General features: G+C 56.6%; 26 protein-coding genes, 1 tRNA gene and 4 pseudogenes. 14 read left to right on the plus strand and 17 right to left on the minus strand.

Annotated features, from left to right (window positions below; translation table 11 throughout):
- The first annotated feature begins 40 nt into the window (after nucleotides 1-40).
- The 4 genes and pseudogenes from gyrA to JCM15831_RS10245 all read left to right on the plus strand — a co-directional run bounded on the left by gyrA (nucleotide 41) and on the right by JCM15831_RS10245 (nucleotide 4082).
- Nucleotides 41-2880: pseudogene (gene gyrA / locus JCM15831_RS18225) on the plus strand (DNA gyrase subunit A).
- Complete coding sequence (coaD, locus tag JCM15831_RS18230; protein WP_232228119.1) at nucleotides 2864-3430, plus strand: pantetheine-phosphate adenylyltransferase; 567 nt, start codon at nucleotides 2864-2866, stop codon at nucleotides 3428-3430. The pseudogene gyrA and the gene coaD overlap by 17 nt, the downstream one beginning before the upstream one ends.
- Before the next feature lie 6 nt (nucleotides 3431-3436).
- Nucleotides 3437-3909 (plus strand): annotated as a pseudogene (locus JCM15831_RS18235) (peptidylprolyl isomerase).
- A gap of 97 nt (nucleotides 3910-4006) precedes the next feature.
- A tRNA-Lys gene (locus tag JCM15831_RS10245) sits at nucleotides 4007-4082 on the plus strand.
- A 34-nt stretch (nucleotides 4083-4116) separates the two neighbouring features.
- Here JCM15831_RS10245 and JCM15831_RS22745 read toward each other — a convergent pair.
- The 17 genes and pseudogenes from JCM15831_RS22745 to JCM15831_RS21045 form a co-directional block, all read right to left on the minus strand.
- A complete protein-coding gene (locus JCM15831_RS22745) occupies nucleotides 4117-4311 on the minus strand; it encodes a site-specific integrase (RefSeq protein WP_232228120.1) in 195 nt (64 codons plus the stop codon).
- On the minus strand, nucleotides 4308-4877 hold the full coding sequence (locus JCM15831_RS22750; protein ID WP_373277637.1) for a tyrosine-type recombinase/integrase: 570 nt from the start codon (nucleotides 4875-4877) through the stop codon (nucleotides 4308-4310). Before JCM15831_RS22750 ends, JCM15831_RS22745 begins: the two co-directional genes overlap by 4 nt.
- Nucleotides 4878-5161: 284 nt before the next feature.
- A complete protein-coding gene (locus JCM15831_RS10255) occupies nucleotides 5162-5410 on the minus strand; it encodes a helix-turn-helix transcriptional regulator (RefSeq protein WP_025824197.1) in 249 nt (82 codons plus the stop codon).
- A gap of 136 nt (nucleotides 5411-5546) precedes the next feature.
- A complete protein-coding gene (locus tag JCM15831_RS10265; RefSeq protein ID WP_025824198.1) occupies nucleotides 5547-5870 on the minus strand; it encodes a hypothetical protein in 324 nt (107 codons plus the stop codon).
- 31 nt (nucleotides 5871-5901) lie between these two features.
- The gene (locus tag JCM15831_RS10270) at nucleotides 5902-6369 is read right to left on the minus strand and encodes a hypothetical protein (RefSeq protein ID WP_025824199.1); all 468 of its coding nucleotides are present in this window, start codon (nucleotides 6367-6369) and stop codon (nucleotides 5902-5904) included.
- Entirely contained in the window at nucleotides 6366-6593 is a 228-nt protein-coding gene (locus JCM15831_RS10275) for a hypothetical protein (protein ID WP_025824200.1), read from the minus strand. The genes JCM15831_RS10270 and JCM15831_RS10275 overlap by 4 nt, the downstream gene beginning before the upstream one ends.
- Complete coding sequence (locus JCM15831_RS22755) at nucleotides 6590-6757, minus strand: hypothetical protein (protein ID WP_232228126.1); 168 nt, start codon at nucleotides 6755-6757, stop codon at nucleotides 6590-6592. The genes JCM15831_RS10275 and JCM15831_RS22755 overlap by 4 nt, the downstream gene beginning before the upstream one ends.
- A 309-nt stretch (nucleotides 6758-7066) precedes the next feature.
- Nucleotides 7067-7330: pseudogene (locus JCM15831_RS23985) on the minus strand (DEAD/DEAH box helicase); the annotation flags it as partial.
- Nucleotides 7331-7593: 263 nt separating this feature from the next.
- Nucleotides 7594-7995, minus strand: a pseudogene (locus JCM15831_RS23990) (DEAD/DEAH box helicase family protein); the annotation flags it as partial.
- The gene (locus tag JCM15831_RS10285; RefSeq protein ID WP_232228123.1) at nucleotides 7971-10565 is read right to left on the minus strand and encodes a topoisomerase; all 2595 of its coding nucleotides are present in this window, start codon (nucleotides 10563-10565) and stop codon (nucleotides 7971-7973) included. The gene JCM15831_RS10285 and the pseudogene JCM15831_RS23990, both read right to left, overlap by 25 nt.
- A complete protein-coding gene (locus JCM15831_RS18250; protein WP_025824202.1) occupies nucleotides 10507-10926 on the minus strand; it encodes a VRR-NUC domain-containing protein in 420 nt (139 codons plus the stop codon). The genes JCM15831_RS10285 and JCM15831_RS18250 overlap by 59 nt, the downstream gene beginning before the upstream one ends.
- On the minus strand, nucleotides 10910-11803 hold the full coding sequence (locus tag JCM15831_RS10295; protein WP_025824203.1) for a ParB/RepB/Spo0J family partition protein: 894 nt from the start codon (nucleotides 11801-11803) through the stop codon (nucleotides 10910-10912). The genes JCM15831_RS18250 and JCM15831_RS10295 overlap by 17 nt, the downstream gene beginning before the upstream one ends.
- A gap of 3 nt (nucleotides 11804-11806) precedes the next feature.
- Entirely contained in the window at nucleotides 11807-12514 is a 708-nt protein-coding gene (locus JCM15831_RS20280) for a hypothetical protein (protein WP_025824204.1), read from the minus strand.
- A 163-nt stretch (nucleotides 12515-12677) separates the two neighbouring features.
- The gene (locus tag JCM15831_RS10310; RefSeq protein WP_025824205.1) at nucleotides 12678-12878 is read right to left on the minus strand and encodes a hypothetical protein; all 201 of its coding nucleotides are present in this window, start codon (nucleotides 12876-12878) and stop codon (nucleotides 12678-12680) included.
- 147 nt (nucleotides 12879-13025) lie between these two features.
- Complete coding sequence (locus JCM15831_RS20285; protein WP_025824206.1) at nucleotides 13026-13964, minus strand: KilA-N domain-containing protein; 939 nt, start codon at nucleotides 13962-13964, stop codon at nucleotides 13026-13028.
- Nucleotides 13965-14436: 472 nt separating this feature from the next.
- Nucleotides 14437-14967, minus strand: coding sequence for a hypothetical protein (locus JCM15831_RS10325; RefSeq protein WP_035774255.1), 531 nt, complete (start codon nucleotides 14965-14967; stop codon nucleotides 14437-14439).
- Between the two features lie 172 nt (nucleotides 14968-15139).
- Nucleotides 15140-15967: a BRO-N domain-containing protein gene (locus JCM15831_RS21045; RefSeq protein ID WP_025824209.1), complete on the minus strand. Its 828-nt coding sequence runs from the start codon at nucleotides 15965-15967 to the stop codon at nucleotides 15140-15142.
- Nucleotides 15968-16332: 365 nt separating this feature from the next.
- Between JCM15831_RS21045 and JCM15831_RS21520 the strand changes: the two genes are divergently transcribed.
- The 10 genes from JCM15831_RS21520 to JCM15831_RS18275 all read left to right on the plus strand — a co-directional run bounded on the left by JCM15831_RS21520 (nucleotide 16333) and on the right by JCM15831_RS18275 (nucleotide 21955).
- Complete coding sequence (locus JCM15831_RS21520; protein WP_156938826.1) at nucleotides 16333-16695, plus strand: helix-turn-helix domain-containing protein; 363 nt, start codon at nucleotides 16333-16335, stop codon at nucleotides 16693-16695.
- On the plus strand, nucleotides 16692-16994 hold the full coding sequence (locus JCM15831_RS18270) for a hypothetical protein (RefSeq protein WP_025824211.1): 303 nt from the start codon (nucleotides 16692-16694) through the stop codon (nucleotides 16992-16994). Before JCM15831_RS21520 ends, JCM15831_RS18270 begins: the two co-directional genes overlap by 4 nt.
- Complete coding sequence (locus JCM15831_RS10345; protein WP_025824212.1) at nucleotides 16991-17242, plus strand: hypothetical protein; 252 nt, start codon at nucleotides 16991-16993, stop codon at nucleotides 17240-17242. The genes JCM15831_RS18270 and JCM15831_RS10345 overlap by 4 nt, the downstream gene beginning before the upstream one ends.
- The gene (locus JCM15831_RS10350) at nucleotides 17230-17709 is read left to right on the plus strand and encodes a glycoside hydrolase family 24 protein (RefSeq protein WP_025824213.1); all 480 of its coding nucleotides are present in this window, start codon (nucleotides 17230-17232) and stop codon (nucleotides 17707-17709) included. Before JCM15831_RS10345 ends, JCM15831_RS10350 begins: the two co-directional genes overlap by 13 nt.
- A 157-nt stretch (nucleotides 17710-17866) precedes the next feature.
- A complete protein-coding gene (locus JCM15831_RS10360) occupies nucleotides 17867-18049 on the plus strand; it encodes a hypothetical protein (protein ID WP_025824214.1) in 183 nt (60 codons plus the stop codon).
- Nucleotides 18046-18240 carry a hypothetical protein gene (locus tag JCM15831_RS10365; protein WP_025824215.1) on the plus strand — a complete coding sequence of 65 codons (195 nt, stop codon included), beginning with the start codon at nucleotides 18046-18048 and terminating at the stop codon, nucleotides 18238-18240. Before JCM15831_RS10360 ends, JCM15831_RS10365 begins: the two co-directional genes overlap by 4 nt.
- Nucleotides 18230-18616 (plus strand): hypothetical protein, encoded by a 387-nt coding sequence (locus JCM15831_RS10370; RefSeq protein WP_025824216.1) that lies wholly within the window; start codon nucleotides 18230-18232, stop codon nucleotides 18614-18616. The genes JCM15831_RS10365 and JCM15831_RS10370 overlap by 11 nt, the downstream gene beginning before the upstream one ends.
- 366 nt (nucleotides 18617-18982) lie before the next feature.
- A complete protein-coding gene (locus JCM15831_RS10375) occupies nucleotides 18983-19510 on the plus strand; it encodes a terminase small subunit (protein WP_025824217.1) in 528 nt (175 codons plus the stop codon).
- 40 nt (nucleotides 19511-19550) lie between these two features.
- On the plus strand, nucleotides 19551-21470 hold the full coding sequence (locus JCM15831_RS10380) for a phage terminase large subunit family protein (protein ID WP_269530440.1): 1920 nt from the start codon (nucleotides 19551-19553) through the stop codon (nucleotides 21468-21470).
- Nucleotides 21467-21955 (plus strand): hypothetical protein, encoded by a 489-nt coding sequence (locus tag JCM15831_RS18275; protein WP_025824219.1) that lies wholly within the window; start codon nucleotides 21467-21469, stop codon nucleotides 21953-21955. The genes JCM15831_RS10380 and JCM15831_RS18275 overlap by 4 nt, the downstream gene beginning before the upstream one ends.
- Nucleotides 21956-22022 lie beyond the last annotated feature (67 nt).

Raw genomic sequence — 22022 nt, forward strand, 5'->3', positions numbered from 1 at the left:
CCCTCCAAGACAACAAGACGGACCTGCCTTGACCGACCTGATGCCGCCATCCGCGCCCACTGACCAGATCCCGGTGACCATTGAGGAGGAAATGCGCTCCTCCTATCTCGCCTATGCCATGTCGGTCATTGTGTCGCGCGCGCTGCCAGATGTGCGTGACGGTCTCAAGCCGGTCCATCGTCGCATTCTCTACGCCATGCGTGAGAGCGGCTTCACGTCTGACAAGCCCTATCGCAAATCGGCCCGTGCGGTCGGTGACGTCATGGGTAAATACCATCCGCATGGCGACAGCTCGATCTACGACGCCATGGTCCGTATGGCTCAGTCCTGGTCGATGCGCGTTCGCCTCATCGACGGTCAGGGCAATTTCGGCTCGGTCGATGGCGATAGCCCTGCGGCCATGCGTTACACCGAAGCGCGTCTTGCCAAATCCGCCTCCTTCCTGCTCGACGACATCGACCGCGATACGGTCGATTTCCAGCCGAACTACGATGAGAGCGAGAGCGAGCCTAAGGTTCTGCCCGCCACCTTCCCGAACCTTCTGGTCAACGGCGCCTCGGGTATCGCGGTCGGCATGGCGACCAACATCCCGACCCATAATCCCGGTGAGGTTATCGACGCCACGCTCGCGCTGATCGAAAACCCCGAGGCAACACTCGATGATCTGATGAAGATCATCCCCGGCCCCGATTTCCCGACCGGCGGCATCATCATGGGCCGTCGCGGCATCCGCCAGGCCTTCGAGACAGGTCGCGGCTCTGTCCCCATGCGGGCGCGGGCCGAGATCGAAGACATCCGCAAGGACCGTCAGGCGATCATCATTACCGAGATCCCGTATCAGGTGAACAAGGCAACGCTTCAGGAGAAGATTGCCGATCTCGTCCGCGCCAAGGAAATCGAAGGCGTCTCCGATATCCGCGACGAGAGCGATCGCTCGGGCATGCGGATCGTCATCGAGCTCAAGCGTGACGCAACGCCAGAAGTCGTTCTGAATCAGCTCTATCGTTTTACCCAGCTTCAGACCTCGTTCAGCGTCAACTGCCTGGCACTCGACGATGGCAAGCCCCGCACCATGGGGCTGAAAGATGTCCTGGAAGCGTTTATTCGCTTCCGTGAGGACGTCATTCTTCGCCGCTCGCGCTTTGATCTCAACAAGGTGCGCGACCGCGGCCATCTCCTTGTCGGTCTGGTCATCGCGGTTGCCAATATCGATGAGGTCATCGCCCTCATTCGTAGCGCTCCCGATGCCGCGACAGCCCGCGAATCCCTGATGGCCCGCGCTTGGAACGCCGCCGATGTGCAGCCACTCATCGAACTGATCCACGACGATGGTAACGTTATCTTCGACGGCAAGGTGCACCTGACCGAAGTTCAGGCACGCGGCATTCTCGAACTCCGCCTGCAGCGCCTGACCGGTCTGGAACGCGACAAGATCCAGGGCGAACTCAGCGAAGTCGCCACCAAGATCAACGATCTGCTCGACATCATCGGCAGCCATATCCGCCGGATGGAGGTGATGCGTCACGAGCTGCTTCTGGCCCGCGCCGAAATTGCCACGCCGCGCATGACCGAGATCTCGGACGCACTGGGTGACCAGTCGGATGAGAGCCTGATCGAACCCGGCCAGATGGTCGTCACCATCACTCGTGACGGCTTCATCAAGCGGACCCCTCTCGAAGTCTTCCGCGCCCAGAACCGCGGCGGACGCGGTCGCACGGCCTCCGGACGCCGTGGCGACGATGTGATCGTCAACAGCTTCAATGCCCATACGCATCAATGGGTCATGTTCTTCTCATCCGGTGGCAAGGCTTACCGGGAAAAGGTCTGGCGTCTGCCCGAGGCCTCCCCAACGGCCAAGGGGCGCGCGCTCGTCAATCTTCTCCCCGATCTGGCTCGGACTCCATTACGGCAATCCTCGCCCTGCCGCAGGAAGAGGAGCAGTGGGAAGATCTGCACCTCGTCTTCGCAACCGCGAGCGGCAATGTTCGACGAAACCGCCTGAGCGATTTCAAGAACATCCGTGCCTCCGGCCTGATCGCCATGAAGCTCGATGAAGGCGACAGCCTCGTTGGCGTTGCCACCTGCCGCGAAGGTCAGGACGTGTTTCTTGCCACCCGCAAGGCGCGCTCGATCCGCTTCCAGATTACCGAAGACACGCTGCGCGTCTTCGCCGGGCGTGACAGCTCCGGCGTGCGCGGCATTCGTCTGGCAACGGGCGACGAAGTCAATTCGCTCTGCGTTCTGACCCATGTCGATGCGAGCGTGGAAGAACGCTCTGCTTATCTGCGCGCAGCCAACGCCAAACGTCGTGCCGAAGCCGCTGCCAATGCCGCAGGCACTGAGGAAGAGATCGAAGAGATCGCTTCCGACGATGCCGATGAGGCCATTGACGCTGGCGATCTGACGCAGGAACGCTTCGACGAACTCGCAGCGCAGGAAGAAATCCTGCTCACTGTCACCGATGCCGGTTTCGGCCGTCGTTCTTCGGCGTATGAGTATCGTGTGAGCGGCCGCGGCGGTCAGGGCATTGCCAATATGACGCTGACCAATCCCAAGCGCGGTCGCGAGGTCGTCGCGACCTTGCCGACACTCGATGGTACTGACGTCATGATGGTCACCGATGTCGGCCGCCTTATCCGAGTGCCTGTATCGCAGGTTCGCGTCATGGCCCGTCAGGCCAGCGGCGTTACCCTGTTCCGCGTCGGCGCCGAGGAACGCGTCACCAGCATCTTCCCGGTTGCGGAGTCCGAAGGCACGGATGCCGACGACGCCGAGACGTCGCTCGAAGAGTCCGATGCCGCAGCCTCGGGTGCCCAGGATACCCCGGCACCAGAGAGCACGGCGTCCGATGAAGCAACGCCGGATGACAGTGCAAACTGATCTCTCCCTGGACGGGTCACGTGTCGGGTTTTATCCCGGCACATTCGACCCGTTCACTGTCGGTCATCTCGATATCGCGCGCCGCGCCCTCGGCATCGTCGATCGTCTCGTCATCGGTGTTGCCCTCAACCCCGGCAAGGTGCCCCGTCTGCAGCTTGACGAGCGTTGTGCCGCCATTGCCGAGACCTTCGCCTTGGAAGGTCTGTCCGCCGTAAGCGTCGCTCCGTTCGAGACACTGATGATCGAAGCGGCTCGTGCGCACGGTGCCCATTACGTTATTCGCGGCCTGCGCTCCGAGTCAGATCTGACCAGCGAGATGCCGATGGCAGCCATCAATCATCGGCTCGCACCCGAACTCGAAACCCTGTTTCTCACCGCACGCGAAGAGCATCGACTGATTGCCTCCAGCCTCGTGCGTGAGCTTCTGGCCTATGGAGCGATATCCGCCCCTACGTGCCCGAGAATATCGCCCGGCGTCTCTTGCCCAATGAGGCAGAGAAGCCGACATAGGCCGCGTGGCCTCCTCAGGCCTCTGCAAACACAAGGATAAGATTCAATGTCCGAGACCAATAATCGCCTCGTCATGAAGCTCAAGACCGGCGATGTCGTGATCGAACTTCGCCCCGACCTCGCTCCGCTGGCCTCAGAGCGCCTGCGTACCCTCTCCGAGCAGGGCTTCTACGACGACGTGAAATTCCATCGCGTGATCGAAGGCTTCATGGCTCAGGGCGGCGACCCGACCGGCACGGCTCGGGCGGCAGCGACCTTCCCGACCTCAAGGCTGAGTTCACGCGCGAAGCGAAGTTCGAACGCGGCACACTCGGCATGGCGCGCACCATGAACCCGAACTCGGCCAACAGCCAGTTCTTCATCATGTTCCAGCCCACGCCGTCCCTCGATGGCCAGTACACCATTGCAGGTCAGGTCGTGTCCGGCATGGAGCATATCGACCAGATCAAGCGTGGCGCTGGTTCGTCGGGCATGGTGAAGGATCCCGACACCATCATTTCCATGCGTCCCGAAGCCTGATCCATCAGCTACGGCCTCAAAAGCCGCATGAAAACCGACTGAACCCGATTCAGTCGGTTGACGCTTCTGGCTCATAATGTAGCCAGTCGCCTCATGTGAACCGGTAGCTCAGCCGGTAGAGCATTCGACTTTTAATCGAATGGTCGTGGGTTCGAGTCCCACCCGGTTCACCACTCCACATGAAAATTCGCCGAAATCCGCCATTTTTTATAGCGGTTTGACAATCGCCGGTTTCGGTTTGACACTCTCCATGCGCCGCATTGCTTCACGAGCAAGCTTTTCCTGATCGACGGCGCGCGTATATCTCTGAACCTCAGATAGAGTCGCATGACCGGTGATCGCGGCAATCTGGTGTGTCGAACACCCTGCTTCTGCGAGTCGGCGGGCGGCTGCTTTTCTCAAGCCGTGAGGCTCAACCCGTCAGGGAGCCCCGCCGCTTCTCGCCAATCTTTAAACCGCATGTAGAAACCATTTGGGGTGTAAGCATTGCCGCTTGGCGTTTGAAGGAACGTGCCAGCCTCAGGAGCTGCGGCGATCTCAACGTGCAAGAAAGGATGGATAGGAATAAGCAAACGTGCGCCCGTTTTCTGCTGCTGAACCTCTATCAGATCCCCCCTGACGTGAACGCGGCCCATTCTCACCACATCACTGCGGCGCTGGCCGGTATAAAGAAGCAGTGACAGGGCGCGTCTCGGCTGCGACCCGACCGGCCAGCGGGCCTCGAACTGCTCGATCTGCTCGTCTGTCCAGGATTCGACGCCCTCAGCTTTTTCGCGAAGACGCTTTACGTCTTTCGCCGGGTTGACCTCACACCAGCCATCCTCGACCGCGTGGTCAAAGAGAAGCCTGAAGAGCTTGAGCCAATGATTCGCCGCTGACGGTCTGTCTGAAAGCTTAGAAACGAACTTTCTGATATGGGGCTGTCTGAAGTCTGAGACGGGGTAAGCAGACCAACCCTCTCTCTGCATTCGATACAGAATCCTGCGATACGTTTCCTGCGTCGATGGCCTTAGCTGCTTAAACCGTGCGCTCTCCATCCAAACCCGTATCAGATCAGCGAATGATTTGAACCGAGGTGGAGGCGCAGGTTTCGGCACTGCGTGTGTCGATGCGGCGCGCTGATACGCCTCGAAAAAACCGGGGTCGCGTTCGTCAGGCAGCGGGATACGCTTATTCCCTGGCTTACGGTAGTAGACCCGAAGCTTGCCATGACGATCCTTAAACCTTTGGATGTATCGAAGGCGTATGACGCTCATAGATATTCATCCAACGGGTTAATCGGCGGAACCTGAGGAGCGGGCTTGATGTCCCCGGCTTTCATTCCTGCCAGCCAATCAATCCATGCATCAAGATCATCGCGCAACCACGCCACGCGAACGCCAGAGGGATTGAGCTTTCGGCAATGCGGCGCAACGTCTTTGTTGAATGCCGATACGGACACCGCGCAATACTCCGCTGCGTCTTCCGTGCGCAAAAGACGGGGCTGAATTTTCGCGCTCATACTGGAAGCATCCCCATGATGCCGCGCAAGATTGTGGTTGCGTCGTCGCATTCCTTGCGGCTCGCTTCGTTCGCTGACGCACCGATCCTCGCGTAGTGTAAAACTGTTTCAAGGGCGGCTGTAATCGCTCGCAAGTTCATCCCTCGCCTCCCTCGCGGATGGCTGCGGCTTCCTGCTCGACGCGGGCGGCGCACGCTTCCTTGATGGCAATGCCTTCCTCCGTGAGATGTGATCCCCAATGACGTCCGAGATTTTTCGCCACGTCAGCCAGCCTGTTCGCGCACCGCTCCCTCTCCGCCGTTACGAGTGCGGCGGCATAGTCCAAGGCCTTGGCGAGCGGCACCAACGGTTCAGTCTCGCGGCTCGAACCATCGCGGTTATCGAATTCCCCAATATGAACCGGGAACCTCGGCGACAGCGTTAGGCGCTCTGACGCGATCAGGCCCTCTTCATCGTTCACCAACCTGTGGTGATAGCTGTCGGTTCTAGGATCATGAGCGGTCCTCCGGCTTGAAATGACGCAACGGTGAGTGGATTACCTGCCGAACAGTCCCGTACTGCATTGCCCCGATCTGGGCCTCCAACTCCTTCACCCGAGCCTCAAGCGCGGCGATGTTGGCGGGGCGGTCGTAGAGGGGTTGAATGTGCGGGGCGTCAATACTGGAAAAAATCATTGCAGCTACAAGCGGGTTATCTGGTTTTGTGAATAATTCCTGAAGACGTGCCACAACGTATCCCACAGGCTCCTGCCCCTCTGCATCCTTCCGGCTCTGCTCTGCTGCGCCTCGGGCCTCGGCTGATTTATGCGCTGCTTCGATCATCAGGCGCAGGTCACCTTTGGAAATAACTCGTTCGGCGTCCTCGGCCTCATGTATCTCGAAAATATCCTCGATCTGCCCGTCAATCCGCTCCTCCCGCGTCCGAAACTCCGCGCTTTCCGGCTTCTGTTCTTGGGTCATGCTGGGTCTCCACTGCCGATAACGAAGCCACCGCCATCATTCCAAAATTCGTTGCTGATAAATCCGATATTTCCGGCGTCATCTTCGATCATCGGACTTCCGCGCGTCGTGAGGCACATGACTTCATAAGAAGCACCCGGTGAGAGATGCGCGTGAACCTTCCGCTTGAAGCCAACTTCGACACCCGGCTTGCAGGCATCATGATAATTCGTGCTGCTGGTCATGCTGCAATTTCCTTCATCGCTTTACTTACCCATCCGGTCTTGTATCCCCGCGCTTTTGCAATATCGCGCAAATCTTCCTCAGTTTTTGCGACCTTAATCAGGTCTCCGTACGCCATTTCGCGCCACGCCCGTTCTTTCGTCTTATCGAATTCTTCGAGCCCCACTGGCTGCAACTCGTCTTTTTCTTTCCGCCCGCTGACGGCGGGTCTCTCTCGACCACATTCCGCGCAAGAACCCGCTCGGGCCGCATGCACTACGCCGCATTCGCAGAGCCATCCTCTCGATGATGCGCGCCTCTTGGTGTCGTTTGCAGGCGCGTCCAGGCTCCATCCGTGATCGGTATCAGGGAGGCCGAAGCGCAGCGTGTTCCCCGAAAAATCCAGTATGATGAGGCATGTCTTTCCCTCCATCGGACGCAATCCGCGCCCGACCTGTTGAATGTGCAGTCCAAGGGATTTCGTGGGACGACAGAGGATCACGCAGGCCACGCATGGCACGTCCACGCCCTCCGAAATCAGGTCGCAGGCCGTGACGATCTGGACGGCTCCCGTTTCCAATCCGGACAGCGCCTCTGAGCGATCATCCGCTTCCATTTCGCCGTGAGCGGCAACGGATCGATATCCAGCGGCACGAAACGCTGCGGCATATCCTTCCGCAACCTCGACTGAGGGGCAGAAACAAATCGTCGGCAGCCCGCTTGCATGACGCTGATAGTGTTCGACACATTGCCTATGCATTCCGGCTTAGCCATGAGCTTCGCCAGTTGAGTGGTATCGAAATCGCCCTTCCTGGTACGGATACCGATCATGTCCGGGATGCTCGGAGCGAATACCTTTGACGGCGTGAGAAAACCAAGGTCGATCAATTCGGCAATCGTCGGACCGAGGACCATCGTTTCAAACACGCCACCTTCGGACACGCCCAATGCTTTACCGTCCATGCGCTGCGGCGATGCGGTTACACCGCAGATCAGCGATTGAGGCTGAGACGCGATAAGCCGCGCCCAGTCTCCCGCTACTGAGTGGTGCGCTTCATCGATCACAATCAGATCGAAGCGTGGCAATCTGCCGAGCCGCCCTCTGAGCGTTTGGACTGAACCCACCTGGACCAGTTCCGGCACCTGCTCAGCCCACGGCGCGATAATGCCGTGCTGTATCCCTGCGGCGCGAAGCTTGCTTGATGCTTGTTTGATCAGCTCTTTTCGATGCGCGACAATCAGAACGCGTTTCCCTCGCGACCTGAACGTATCGGCCATGTGGGAAAACATCACCGTCTTACCCGCGCCGGTAGGTGCCACCATAAGCACGGCGCGATGCCCTAGGCGAAACTGCTGTCCGACCTCAGTCACGCACTTCTTCTGATATGAGCGAAGGGCGTTCACGATATCGCCTCCACTGCCCATAGTCGGACCATTTTCCGGTTCAAACCGCAATCCGCGATGCGCAGGCCGTCAACGATGCGCCCCTTCTTGTGCATGAACCAGCGCCCGAGCGTGCGTGTGTTGATCTTCCCGGCTGGCGTTCCCGCTATGCGTCCAATTGCGTCATGCAGTTCTGGAAACTTCAGCCCATCACCGCTTTCAAGCCCAGTGAAGTGCGAATTCGATAGACGTTCGATTTCACTCAGCGGCTTGGCGTGCACGCGACCTATGCCCATGGCATTGCCAAGTGCTCCAATGAGGCTACGCATTTCATCCATTTCAGGATCGTCCGCGCGCGCATCTGCCATGCTGGCACACGGGTCCACATGACCAAGCCAAACGAGCGCGCCGCGAACTGTGCCGCTCCATCCCTCAAATGAGGCCAAGGGGGGAATATCGACGCTGTCGCCACTCTGCATCCACGCCTGCACAACAGTCAGACATGCAGCAACATATTTGCCGCGATCCTGCATCACGCGTTTGATCGGGTTGAACGAGAAACGTCGTAACTCTGGCTGTTCTACACCCGCGTCAAGATTGCACATCACGGCACGCCGGGTCATGTCGCCCTTCACCCGCAAACCATTTCCGGTTGCGAACATAACCGCGCGGTTTTCCACCTCGATATGATCTGACGAGCCGAGGGGGCGTATCGAGAGGATCGGTCGCTCTACCGCTTGGCAGAGCAGATCACCGCCCAGCTCTCCATTGACGTTATCGAGCGACATGATTTGCGCTCCGCTCATCAGGAGACCTGCAAGCCGCTTCTCAGTTTCCTTGTCGTCGTCTTTCGCTGCTGACGTGACAGGGCATGGACGCCCAGTCGCGATGACGCTGGCAACATCCACCAGGAATGATTTCCCAGACCCTGGCGTGGTCGCACTGAACGCAAATAACGGGGCAACCGGTATGGCGCTGCGCACGACCGATGTCAGAATTGCTGCCAGTGCTACCGAACGATCTACCTTCGTCTTAAACGGAAACTCTTCAAGTAGCCCATCAAGCAGGTTTAGTGCATCGTCTGCCGCCGCGTATGTCGGCTCGGGCAATACGACTTTCAGTGCATCGTCTGGATCATAGTATGTTTTCGTGGCTGCGTCATAACCGGGATCAATCAGAACACTACCGTCCGGTCGGAGCGTCGGGGCTGTGATAATCCCCGAAACAACACGGTAATCATGCTCGGACGCATCAGACAGTATAATATTTGCGACGGCTGGCGGGGGGTCTATTGGGACCACATCTCCCGCTTTTTTATTATATTTCACCCACGCCACCGTATGCGACAGCGCTGCTATCATCATCGATGCGTTGACCATCTGGAAGTACGCAGAAACTGTTTCACGGCCATCCGCCGCACTGACTTTCGTCTTGCCTGGCTTAACCAGATCTTTCCCACGCCTGAAAATCACATAACCGGATTTTATCAACGCCTCCGCACCCTGCTTCGCGGCCAGATCGATATCGCCAGTCACCACTTGGATCGGGTCCAGGTTTGCCGAACGGCGCCCCTTCACTTCTGGCGGAACCTGAGGTTGCCGAACCTGCTTTTCCTTACCGCCAATCACCGAACCAGCGCGTTTCTTCAGCCATTCCGCTGGGTTTTCTAGTTTTACATCTGCTGCGTCTGCTTTTTCAGGCAGATCGGACACTTCAAGCTTGCTAACGGAGGCGGCAATTCCGGAGAGAATTGAGGCAATCTCGTCCGCAGCTTTGTGACCGGGCTCATCATTATCTGGCCAGATCAACACCTTCTTGCCGGACAATGGCGACCAGTCGGCATTCGCGACATTGTTCGTTCCGGCCATCCACGTAGTGCAGAGAATGCGCGGGAACATCAGTTGCGCCGCGTCGGCGGCTTTTTCGCCCTCGCATATTATGACGCTCTTCGCCTTCGCAATCCCGTTCAGGCGATACAGAGGACGCGGGGCTTTAGGCTGTTTGAGATGCCATCCCAAAACCAGCTCGCCTGTTTTCTCGTCCATTTTCCTGCCCCATGTCAGGGCGAGGATGATCTTGTCTTTTCCGTTTCCCTTCCGAACCACGTAGTGCGTGATGCGTCCTTCATGGTTGTGATATGGCCACGCACGCTCCCAACGGCTCAGATTTGGTTCTAGCGTATTGGCATCGGGTGCAACCTGTTCCCAGTCTTTAGGCTGGTTACGGGGTGATTCCGGTAGCGGCGTCTCATCGCTGATAGCCAGGCGCGTGGCCAGTTCGTCTGCGGCGCGCTTCTGATCGTCACTGGTGAATACAGCGGCATAGAGGCTGATAGCGTCACCGCCGCGATCAGTGCCGTTACTGCTGAAATCAGCCCACTTTCCGTTAGTGACGTTGACAGAAAATGACTCACCTTTCCCACCACGAATACTCCCGGCAACGTATTCTTTGCCCCGGAATTTTCCACCAGGCACCCACTCAGTCACAAGCGACCGCAAGAGCGGAAGTGCGACAGCGTTGATCTTTTCAAACGATACGTTTTTCACGCCAGTCCTAACTTGCGATAATCCGCCTGGCGTCCTCGACGGTGCGTGCAACACCGGAGCGACCACCAAAGCGTTTTACTGCCTTTAAAAACGCATTCTGTTCTGTTGACGCTCGCCCCTTGTCGTCTTTCACTTCGATAGCGAAAAACTGTAGAAACGTTCGCCCAACCATTTCTTGCGTGATCTTTATCGGTACGCCACCGAACAGATCACTGAACCCTCGCGGCAAGCCGGTTGAAAACCGCCGCGCCTTACGCAACACAACGTCACCGGGGGAAACTGAAACGACCATCTTGCGGTCAACCACCAGAGGGGGGCCGGTTCCTGTCCAACCCGTGCCGACATTGGCGCGGTAAGCAAGGCAGGTCCCGGCCAGATCGTTCCTGATCCCGGTTTGTACGCTCCGTTCGTCAGTGTGGTCCGTCATTCATCCGCATATCGGGTGGCAAAAGCCGCTTGAGCGCAGCTATGGCGTCCACCGATACGGAAACTGTCTTATTACCGTCCACTGACAGATGAGACTTTCCAACGCTCTCAAGAAACGTCGCAATCCCTGCACGCAACGATTTCACAGACGTTTTCCCAGGCTTGCCGGTCAGGTCCTCTAGATCGGTCTGCGCAGCGTCTTTGATGATCCCGCTATCGTTTGCCGCTATTGTGCCTTGGGTGATTTTTGACTTCCCTTGGCTTGTGGCGGCCTCGTGTTGCGTCATCAACCATGCGTAGGCGTCTTCTCCATGCTGCCTTATCGCTGTGGCAGCTATTGCTGCCGACACGACGCCGGTACGGATCAGCTCCTTGAGCTTGGGATGCGCATTCGAGACCAAGAGCAAACCATCAACGCTCTGACGCGTCTTTCCGAACCGCTCCGCAATCTGCGTAGACGACATGCCCGCATCATTGAGTCGTTTGTATCCCTCTGCGGTTTCGAGCGGCGTAAGCGGCTTCCCGCTTGCGCTGTGCATGATCATCGCGACTGCATCGTTATCGTCGCCACGAAATGGCAGCACATCGATCCAATCGACCGCGTGACCTCGCTCTTTCGCAAGTGTGTAACCGGCATGACGGCAATGCCCGTCAACGATCATCACACGGCCATCCTCGGCAATACGGATCAGCAAAGGCGGAAGCTGGCCACCCTTCGCGATGTAATCCGCAATGTCCGAGATGTGCGACTTCAGGTCTTCGTCATTTTCACGAAGGTTGAAGCCCGATTGAACATGCAGGTTCTCGATCTGGATGGAGAACAGCTTGTTACGCTTGAACACGCCTTTTTCAGTGAGGCTCTTGAATGACTCAGTCATACATCAGTCCTCCCCATCGACACGAACAGGCTTCCCGGCATCATCCAGGCGATAGGCAACGCCTGCCTCAATGCCGTCTTCACCTACATACAGGTGAGTGAAGCGAGAGCGGGTTCCATCATGCCAGACGAGAGACGCGCAGCCACCTTTGCCAAGGGTGACGTTTGCACCAATCCCCGCAGACGCAACCACCGCGTTCTTCCCCTCGCACTTAATTCGGGCATCGTTTCCGCTGCTTCCGATCCGGGCGTAGTATCCGCTACTCCCGATCCGGGCATCGTTTCCGCTGCTCCCGATCCGGGCGTAGTTTCCGCTGCTCCCGATCCGGGCATCGTTTCCGCTGCTCCCGATGTGGGCATAGGCTCCGCTGCTCCCGATCCGGGCGTTGGCTCCGCTGCTCCCAATCAGAGCGTTGGCTCCGCTACACCCGATCCGGGCGTAGTTTCCGCTATGGTCTTTATCCTTGGTTGCAGACTGCACTGCGGTAATTTCGCTCCGCACTAATGCGGACACGTTTGCCGCCTCAGAAAATGCCTTGTCCGCGAGCCACGTTGCATCTGCGAGGCGGCGATCTTCGTGCAGAGCCGTCATAACAGTGCCGTAGTCCCCGCCCTGCGGGAATTTCTCCCGGAACCAGTCGCCCCCATCGCTGCACGCTCCCCATTCACGAATGCGAAGAAGCGTGATTATTGCTGCACTGGTCATGGTCATTATCTTCCTCCCACGCTCCGGCCTTGTCCGGCCTCATGCGCAGCTTTCAATTTATTGAGCAGCCGAAGTTGCGCCTGCAATTCGCAGCAACGCACCCATGTTCTGATCTCTCCGAAGGCAAACCCGACGACCGCCAAGGCCGTGAGGCCGCATAAGATGGTGCTCATGAGCTCTCTCCCATAGCCTTAGCGAGAGCCGCGCGAGCCTTGGCGAACGATTCAGGCGCAATCCCGCGCTCTTCCAGCTCATCGGCGGTAAGATTTTTGCGGCCAGGTGTCCGTGCAGCTTCTACGAGCAGGTCTCTTGCGTCTGAGAGCAGCGCTTCCAGAGCCTCAGTAAGCTCTTGCTTCAATTCCGCGCTCATGAGCGTGCCTCCCTCATCGCAGGAATGACTAGCCCTGTGTCCGACGCCAAGCGGCGCTCGTGGTCCGAGATCACTCGCGTGCGGGTCGTAGAGAGATGCAGTTCAAAGGCCGGATTGTTGAGAAATGCGATAGCCTTTCGGCTCTCCTCAATGCGCTGCTGCGGTGTCAGGTTCGGTGTCATTGCACACCTCCCTGAGCGATAGGTCGATTGCCCAAAGACGCACCTTGTCTCTGGTGTAACCGTATGGAGCTACACACGCGCCAGCCACCTGCTCTCCGCTATGCGCAAGCAGATATCTGCCCAGACGGCGCGATGAGATTTCGCCGTCAGCATCGCAAACATGATAGCCAAGCACCCGCGCGATATCGCCGCACGCTCTGGGATGTGCCATAATCTCGGCTGTGGAGAATGGGCGCTTTCCCACCCCGAAGACCGCTGCAAGGTTAGCCAGAACCTCAGGGAATTTCGGATTGGCTTCTTCCGCCGTTGGACGCTCAATGCGCTTTCGTCCAGACACTCCCACCTTCGGGATGCCCATCATCCCCATGAAGTCGATGCCGTATCGCTCGGCTACCGCCTCATTCGCGAACGTCACCGCTCTCTTGCGCGTCATCCCGTGCGCCGTCATGCCAACATTTGTCAGCGTCTGGTAGAGGGTGACGGCTTCGGGCGGGATGACGGTGGCGGGCTGGTGTGTGTTGCCCTGCACCAATGCGTCGAACGCCCGGATGACCTTCAGGTGAAACAGCGGGCTGATCCACATTGCGTAGGCGTAGACCAGTTCCTTGGCGACGTAGGTGCCGCCGTTTCGTCCTTCGAGAGTAGCTACCGACTTTCCGGCAGTTTCCGAAACTGTGGGAATTTCCACAGTTTCGATTTCTGCGATCAGCGCCTTAGTTTGTTTGTTGGCCATCCACTGGCCGGGAGCTTTGGAAGCATCACCGCCCGACGCCTTGTGGCAGTCGTTCAGGCAATAGCGACCCTCATTGTCTCGACGGATGCCCGTCGAAAGGATCGTGAGAGAATGCGGGACAGTTGTGAAACTGTTTGCGCGTGTGGTATCAACCGGTCGTGCCGTTTCCATGCTCCCCTCCTAGGGATGGTTTCAGGTGCAGATTGGGGGAAGGGTGCAAGCTTCCCCCAATCGCCTTTAAAACTAGCTTTCCTATGCTCTTATCTGTGTGTGCGTAGCTCAGTTTCCCTTGCTCGCCTCGTGAATTTTGTCTACAAGAAAATCCATGAGTACGTCAATGATAAAATCTACAGAGAATTCCAGAAAGAGAGGAAGGCCGCGCACGGACACCGTTGCGCAGCATTTCACGATGCCTGTTCCTCTGTCTGAGACAGTTGAAATTTGGGCCAAAGCCGAGGGGGTCACACGCCCGGAAGCCATACGGCGTCTCATTCAAATCGGTTTGGAACACGCTCCTAAAGCCTCCTGACTCCCCGCCTTACGGCGGGTTTTTTATGCGACTCTGCATCAATTTGCCGTGATTCGTTCTTTATATGTTCTCGTTTCGATAGGCAAGATTACATTGATGTGAAATTCACGGGCATCAGAAGGGGGAGTTTGTTTGGCCAACAGGGTCGCCTAGATCCATGTTACCGATATGCCGGACGCAATCTTTAAAACCGTTTAGAATTTCGGCAGACCCGGAAATCGGTATATTTTGCGTCTTGTTTTTCCCAAATGTCATGGAGGCAGAGCGGGCGGAACTCAGCACCGCGACAAGCTCTTTCAAATCGGCCTCTGCAATATCGATATCCAGCATCGTTGAGTCAGAGCCGAAAGCCTTGAAATCTCGTTGATATTTTCCGGATTTTATACTGACAATCCCTTCTATTTTCGAAGGTAGATTCCATTTGTTATTGATCAACCTGATCTCTGCATGTCGCTCATCATCGCGGAGCAAAAAATCTGTGTTGTCTTTGGTGACTGTCATCGCCCCGCACATATGAGTATGAATTTCATCATCTTGACTTATGTGCGTCAAAAGCCAGTCCCCAACTATGTTGTCAGGTGTAGACGCATTCGCGATCCTCGGCATCGCAGCCAATATAGCTATGGCCAGATATCTCAGTTTCATTACGACTCCCTCGTTAAACGCTCGTGAAATATGACGAAGCTTGGAGCGCATGGAAACCCATTTTGCCATGTTGATTTGCCATGGCGATATGTCGCAAGGGCGTAGCTCAACCTTATCGATCTGATTTCGCTTTGGAAAATCAGCGCTTATGCGGCGCAGGGGAGTGGGAGAGTTAGTTTATGCGCTTACGAGGCGTCACACGATTAACGCGCCAAGATTTTGAAGCACCTTTACGGGTAGGCTTAGGCTCGATGAAGCAATCTCCGACGACGAGAAACGAATACGCAGTCAGAAATTTTGCGAGACCGTCAGAGAACACGTTGCCCTCCACACCATGAGGAACCGTTTTAGGTACGGATTCCTGCAATTCAGCCGAGCGATAATAACGTTTCATGATCGTATCCAGCGTCACGTGGTCGCCCCCGACCCCAAATTCACCAACGAATGCCTCAACGAACGCGGAGATCTGCCCCGCCTCATAGCTTGTCGCAGCTAAGAGGCGCCCATCCGGATTTGAAATGCCGAGCGCAGCCAGAAAATCGACATCGTGTTCACGTTTGACTTGTTCGTTCGCCGCCACAACCGGATCTTGAGCAAAAAACCGAGGCAACAGGCGGTTGCGCATCACCTCTGTGCGGAACTGCTCTAAAGCGGCTGCACTGATGCCTACAGCGCTTCCATATTGGCCGGTTTTGCGAATGGAAGGCAGGACTTCGGCAGTCACCCACTTCTTGAGGCGTTTTGCCTGAGGCTTACGGCTGGTCAGAACAAGCGACCAGAGACCGCTCTCATTGATGACAGTCATCTCCTGGGATCCGCCAAGGGTGTCGGTAGTAGCGACACCCTTTTCATCATCGTCTAGCCGGTCCGCTGCATCACGGGCATTGCGGATTGCCAGGACCGCGCACACGTCTGCAAGCACCCACCAGGTAATTCCGTTGCGCTCCATCACACGAACAGGCGCGCCCTCGAAGCTGAATTTCTCTAGAGATTTCGTCATTTCTCAGTCTCTTTGCGGTGGTGGATAATATAACCACATGCGCCTCATCCTCCCAGACCCTCAGATGCGGACCGCAGATTTTAAAGATCGTGGCTCAACCCGGTAAAGTGCCGGGTTTGCCAGGTTTAGGCGGAAATTCCCAACTCCTACTCTGGGATATAAATTCCTATATTGCCTTACAGTAATGTAGAGATTCTTCTCCCGCGTTAGAGTAAGAAAATAGGTGTCTAAACCCGGCAAACCCGGCACTTAGACTGCACTGTGTAAAACATCGCATTCAGACAACTTATTCTCATTTGTTAGTAAAGCGCCCCGGTATGCGCATGTTATAAATCGTCATTCTAATAAATATACTGTATGGCGATATGACGACAAATAACCTAGATGAAGTTTGCGGCCTTATCGGCGTCGAAGCTGCTACTAATCTTGCGCGGCGTATTAAACCCGTTGGGCGCATCCGTTTTTTATACATACCGGCCAAACCAAAACACTCTAGCTTTATTACCGAATGCATCGGTTACGACGCCATGGGAAAGCTGTGCGATCACTTTGGCGGAACCCAGATCACACTCGGATGCCCAGAGCGCCGCTTGGCTCTCGAAAAAGCGCGCGAACTGCTCAAAACAGGCGCGAACCTCCCGCGTATTGCACGCGAGGTCGGTATTAGCCGCGCAACAATCTACCGAATGGCCGCCCGTCGCCCAGAGCAGGCGTCTGCAATCGCATGATCTCAGAAGCGAAAGAAACAGGTGCGCTATGGCTGGCAGGCGTCCTCGGGGCAGTCGTCGCGCTCCCGTATCATACCGAGATGAAGACGAAGAGGCAGCGCTTTACGTTTCTCTTCACCGGCATTGCAACGTCCTATTACCTAGGCCCTGTGGTTGCGGCTCATTTCGCCATAGCTCAGCCTGTCGCAGCTTTCCTTTGCGGGCTCCTGGCTGGCTCCGTCATCGCGAAAGCCGTCAATCTCATCGCTTCCGTTCGCGTCGGTGATTTCCTCACCGGATTTCTGGGAGGTCCACGATGATCATCCTGCAAATCGTTTCAGCTTCGGTCATGTTGGCATGGGCTGTGTATCGTCTTGCCGCCGATAAGGATGGCCTGATCGGTAAAGCCATTTACTTCCTGTCAGCCGCATCATGCGCCGCCATGCTCTGGCCCGTGTCCATGGCTCCATACTTTGTCGAGATGCGCCACACGACGCTCGAAGCCACTTGCGCCCTGCTGATCGTCTATCACAACACCCTCAGGATTTATCGCAAATGCCACGCTTGATCGGTCTCACACCGAACCAGTCTGCATTTCTGCACATGATAACCGTGTCAGAAATTGGCCACCCGCTCATGGACGTGTCGGACGAGGGATACAATGTCGTCGTTGGATCGACAGTGGCTCGCCCGTACTTGTTCCGCTCCTATGCCACGCATCCTATGCGGTTTAATCCTGCCGTTAAATCGGATGCAGCCGGGGCCTATCAGGTGATGGGACGATATTGGGCTTACTATAAGAAATATCTTCAGCTCCTCGATTTTTCGCCCGCCTCTCAGGATCGTATCGCGATTTGCCTGATCAACGAATGCAAGGCCATGCCTGCAATCGAAGCAGGCGATATCGAAAAAGCCATTCATCTCACCCGGTCACGCTGGGCGTCGTTTCCCGGCGCAGGATACGGTCAGAACGAACACGCAATGGATTTCCTGATCAGAGCTTATCAGGAAGCGCATGGGAGGGCGGCTGCGTGATGCGTAAGATACTTTGGCTTTCCGGCCTTCTTCTGATCACCGCCTCGGTTATCCGGCTCTCCCAAGCTGTCGTCCTACACTGGAATCCTTGGCCCGGACTCGCCCTTTTCCTTCTTGGTGCATCCGCACTCCTAACCTCATGCAGGGAGAACACGCCGTGAAACTGTTTCTCTATTTCGTGGTTGTCGCGCTCATCATCGTATTGTCAGTGGACTTGGCTTGTTTCATTGCGCGCTGGCTTGGCGGGTCTGGCGTGGAGGCAGGTCTTGCCGTCCTCGTCATCGTAATGTTCGCAGCCCTGTGCGCGCGTGAAAAGACACGCTTGGGCCAAAAGGCATGAGCGACTTTCTTAACGCCGCCGCATGGTTCGTGGTGACTGTATGGTTCATTGCGGCTGTGTTGATCGTGAGTGGCGGCATTGGTGCCTTGGTTGTCTGGATCGGCTTGTCCTTCCCGTATGGCTTCCTGGCTGTCTGCATTGCGACTCTCTTTCTTGCCGTCGCATATTTGGTGATCGATCATGCTGGCTGAAATCAAGGGATCGATCACGGCAGCGAAACTTCTGGCAATTCTCGCAGTCTGTGGGCTGTGCTTCTGGTTTGGCCACCACGTTGCCGCCAATGCAGGGGCCGCCAAGCTAAGCGCCGCCGAAGCTGCATTCAGCGAATATCGGCGCAAGGAAGCCGATGAAACGGCAACCGCCTACCAGGCCGCGCAGGTCGATGCTCAAGCTAACGCCGTATCGCTCGCACAAACTCTCTCCGACACTCAGGACGCACGCGACAAGATCGACGCTGCATACAAAGGCATCTCACATGACGCGCAAACTCTTCCTCATGTTAGCTGCGGTCTCAGTGCTAACGGCGTGCAGCTCTGGAACCGTGCCAACGCCGCCATCGGTCACTAACGTCAGACCGGCGCTCGTTCTCCCGCCATATGCACGGCCTGATGGTGACGTTCCTGCTCTCGCCTCGGGCAGCGTCTCGGACATGCTGGCCAATCACATTGCAGTGAGCGAGCACGATGCACGGTGTCAGTCCGACAAGGCGAGGCTGTGGGAATACCTGCACGAATTGCAGGGAGTTGACGTGAAACCTTAGGTTATCCACAGATTTTGGTTGGTTATGTGGATATGTCTGTTGATAAGTATGTGGACAAGTCATTTTGGGTCCTCCCTCGGTGAAACTGTTTGCGCAGTCCCCCGACCCCCCGATTTCGGTTTGTGGGAGCCCGGAAATACTTGACTTTATGTTTTCTGTGAGGCGGTGCGCTCGTGGCAAGAAAAGCGGAGGGTAGATTAGTAAATCGCGCCGAACTAGCGGAGATTTTAGGTATTTCCCTGCCTACGGTTGATGCGTGGGTCAAAGATAAAATGCCGTTCGTCCGGCGCGGCGGGCGGGGTGTGGAGTGGCAGTTCGATACTGCGTCTGTCATTCAATGGCGCCAAGACCGTGCGAAGGATGCCGCAGAAGGCAAACTCGACGACATCGAGGCTATTGAGCAAGAGACTGCTCGCGTCAAACTCGAACGCGAGCGTCTGAAATACGCCACTGAAGCCGCACTCGTCGTCCCACTAGACCAGCTTGAACGTCGCCTCTCTGTGGTCTTTGCAGAGGTCAAAGCCGCAATGCGCAATCTGCCAGGGCGCACTGTGTCCCAGCTTCTTGGCGAAACGGATGAGCGCGTTTTCAAGCGGACACTCTCAGAAGAAATAGACCGCGCCCTGACGGCGCTATCCGAATTCGACACTACGACACTTGATGAGTCCCTAGATGAAGATCGATCTGGCAGCGCTGAATAATTGGCGCGGTGCAGCGCGTGCGATTGGCGGCGCGCTTCAAATGTTCCGACCGCCGCCAGACCTCGCCCCTTCCGCCTGGTGTGAGCAAAACCTAAAGATACCTGAAGGCAACGCCGTTCCCGGCTACTACCGGATCATGAACGCGCCGATCCAGCGCGAGCCGATGGACCAGTTCATCAATCCCGATTGCCGTCGCGTTTCTCTGATGTGGTCTGCGCAGGTGGGGAAAACAATGTCAGCGCTTGGCTGTCAGGCTTACGCCATTGGGCAAAGGCCGCGCTCCCAGATGATGATGCAGCCGAGCCAAGGCGATCTGAAGACTTGGCTTGAGACTAAGTTCCAGCCAATGGTTGACGCATCAGACGAAGTACGGAACCTGATCGCCAAGCCGCGCGGACGCGAGGGCGTGAATAACCAGTCGATGAAATCCTATCCTGGCGGCTTCCTAATGTTCGCCTGGGCCGGTTCGACCAAAACCATGCGCGGACGCTCTGCTCCGTTCATCGTCTGTGACGAAGTGGATGGCTACAGGGCGACCGATGAGGGGCATCCCGTATCGCTTTTGTGGCAGCGCTCCGCGACCTTCGGCGATGACAGATACCTACTCGAAATCTCGACGCCTACGATCAAAGACGCGTCCTATATCGAAGCTGCTTTTCTTGCAGGCGACCAGCGATACTTCCAAGTCCGCTGCCCCGATTGCAGTGAACTACAGGCGCTGCACTGGGCGAACGTACAATGGGTAGGCAGACGGTCTAGTGACCTTGCAGATGCAGAAAAAGATGCGGAGCACGATGATCACGAGCCTGACACCGCCGCCTACACCTGCGAGCATTGCGGATCGCTATGGTCAGATGGCCAGCGGATCAAAGCGCTTAGGGATGCCGAGGCTGTAGGAGGCGGGTGGAAAGCAACGCGACCCTTTAAAGGCCACGCGTCATATCATGCCTGGGAAGCCTATTCGACGTTCCGCAAGATGGGCGATATCGTGCGCGACTATCTCGACAAGCTGAAGGTCGATGATCTCCAGTCGTTCGCCAATGTCTCACTATCCCGCACCTATGAAATTAAAGGCGACGGTGCGGAGGCCGGGACGCTCTACGCCGTGCGATATACGTTTCCCGATCACCTGCCTGATGGCGTTCTGTACATCACTCTGGGTGCTGACATGCAGATGGACCGCCTTGAATATGAGATTGTCGGCTGGGGGGAAAACGGGGAGTCATGGTCTCTCGCCTACGGCGTTTTGTGGGGTGACCCTCTGGCAGGCGAGGTATTTGACGATCTCGAACGGATCATAAAGGAAACCCGCTTCGAACGCTCCGATGGCTCGATCATGAAGATTTCAGCTTCCTGCCTCGATACGGGAGGCACGGGCGGTTATCCACAAGCGGCTTGGGATTGGCTACGTGGGAAGACAGGAAGACGCATATTCGGCGTGAAGGGTTATTCCCCATCGTGGGGAAATCCCATCGTTCCCGCGCCTCAACGACGTAGATCGGGCAAAAATGCGCGAAAGGTCGATATCTTCCCTGTCGCTGTAGATGAAGCAAAAGTGGTTGTGATGCGGCGCATAGCGCAAACTGTTTCATCTGCCATACAGGGCGGCCCCGGCTACATGCACATACCAGAGGATCGCGAGGAAGAGTGGTTCAAACAAATCACGGCTGAAAAGCTCGTCGTCCGCAAAGGGAACGTTAACAGGCGCGAGTGGGTGCTCCCGAGTAAGACACGCAATGAGGCGTTGGACTGTCGCGTCTACGCGTATGCCGCCCTGAAGATCATGAACCCCAAACTACGCGTGGTAGCTCAAGAAAAACAGGAAGCCACGACAGAAACAGATGAGAACCCTGAAGATACAACAAATTCTCATATGTCAGTGGAGGCCAATAGTCAGGCGGGCGATAAGCAACCGTTGCCTCGTATCAAGGCGAGACGAAAGTGGAGAAGACCGCAATGAGGCGAATTCGCCTCCCAGATACGTTTACAGGTGGGACGACTTTCCATGTTGAGACGGGAGATAACGTCACGCTCTATTTGCGTGGCCCCGGTTCCATAAACCTGCAAAGCGTTGACGGCTTCATCGCTGTCTCGGCCTCCGATACGGCAAACTGGCTGGCCGGAAGCTATGCATATTCCCTGAGATTTCTGGATATATCCGGCAATGTAAGTGAAATTAGTAGCGGAACGATCCAAATCCTTGCGGATATTGCATCGCTTCCGGCTGGCTCAGATACCAGGACGCAGAACCGTCGCATCTACGACGCGATTTGTGCCGTCATTGAGAAGCGCGCTTCCCTCGACCAAGAAAGCTATCGCATTAACAATCGTGAACTTAAACGCGCGCCCCTTGCCGATCTTCTGCGGCTGAAAACGCGTTATGCCGCTCTTGTCCGCGCTGAAAATGGGCGCGGCGGCATTCGTGAAATCCGGGTGACGTTCTGATGGGCGTATTCGATTTTCTGAAGCGGGATACGAAACAAAAACGGGACATGATGCCGGGAACCGCCAT

The sequence above is a fragment of the Asaia astilbis JCM 15831 genome, from assembly GCF_000613845.1.
GTDB lineage: Bacteria > Pseudomonadota > Alphaproteobacteria > Acetobacterales > Acetobacteraceae > Asaia > Asaia astilbis.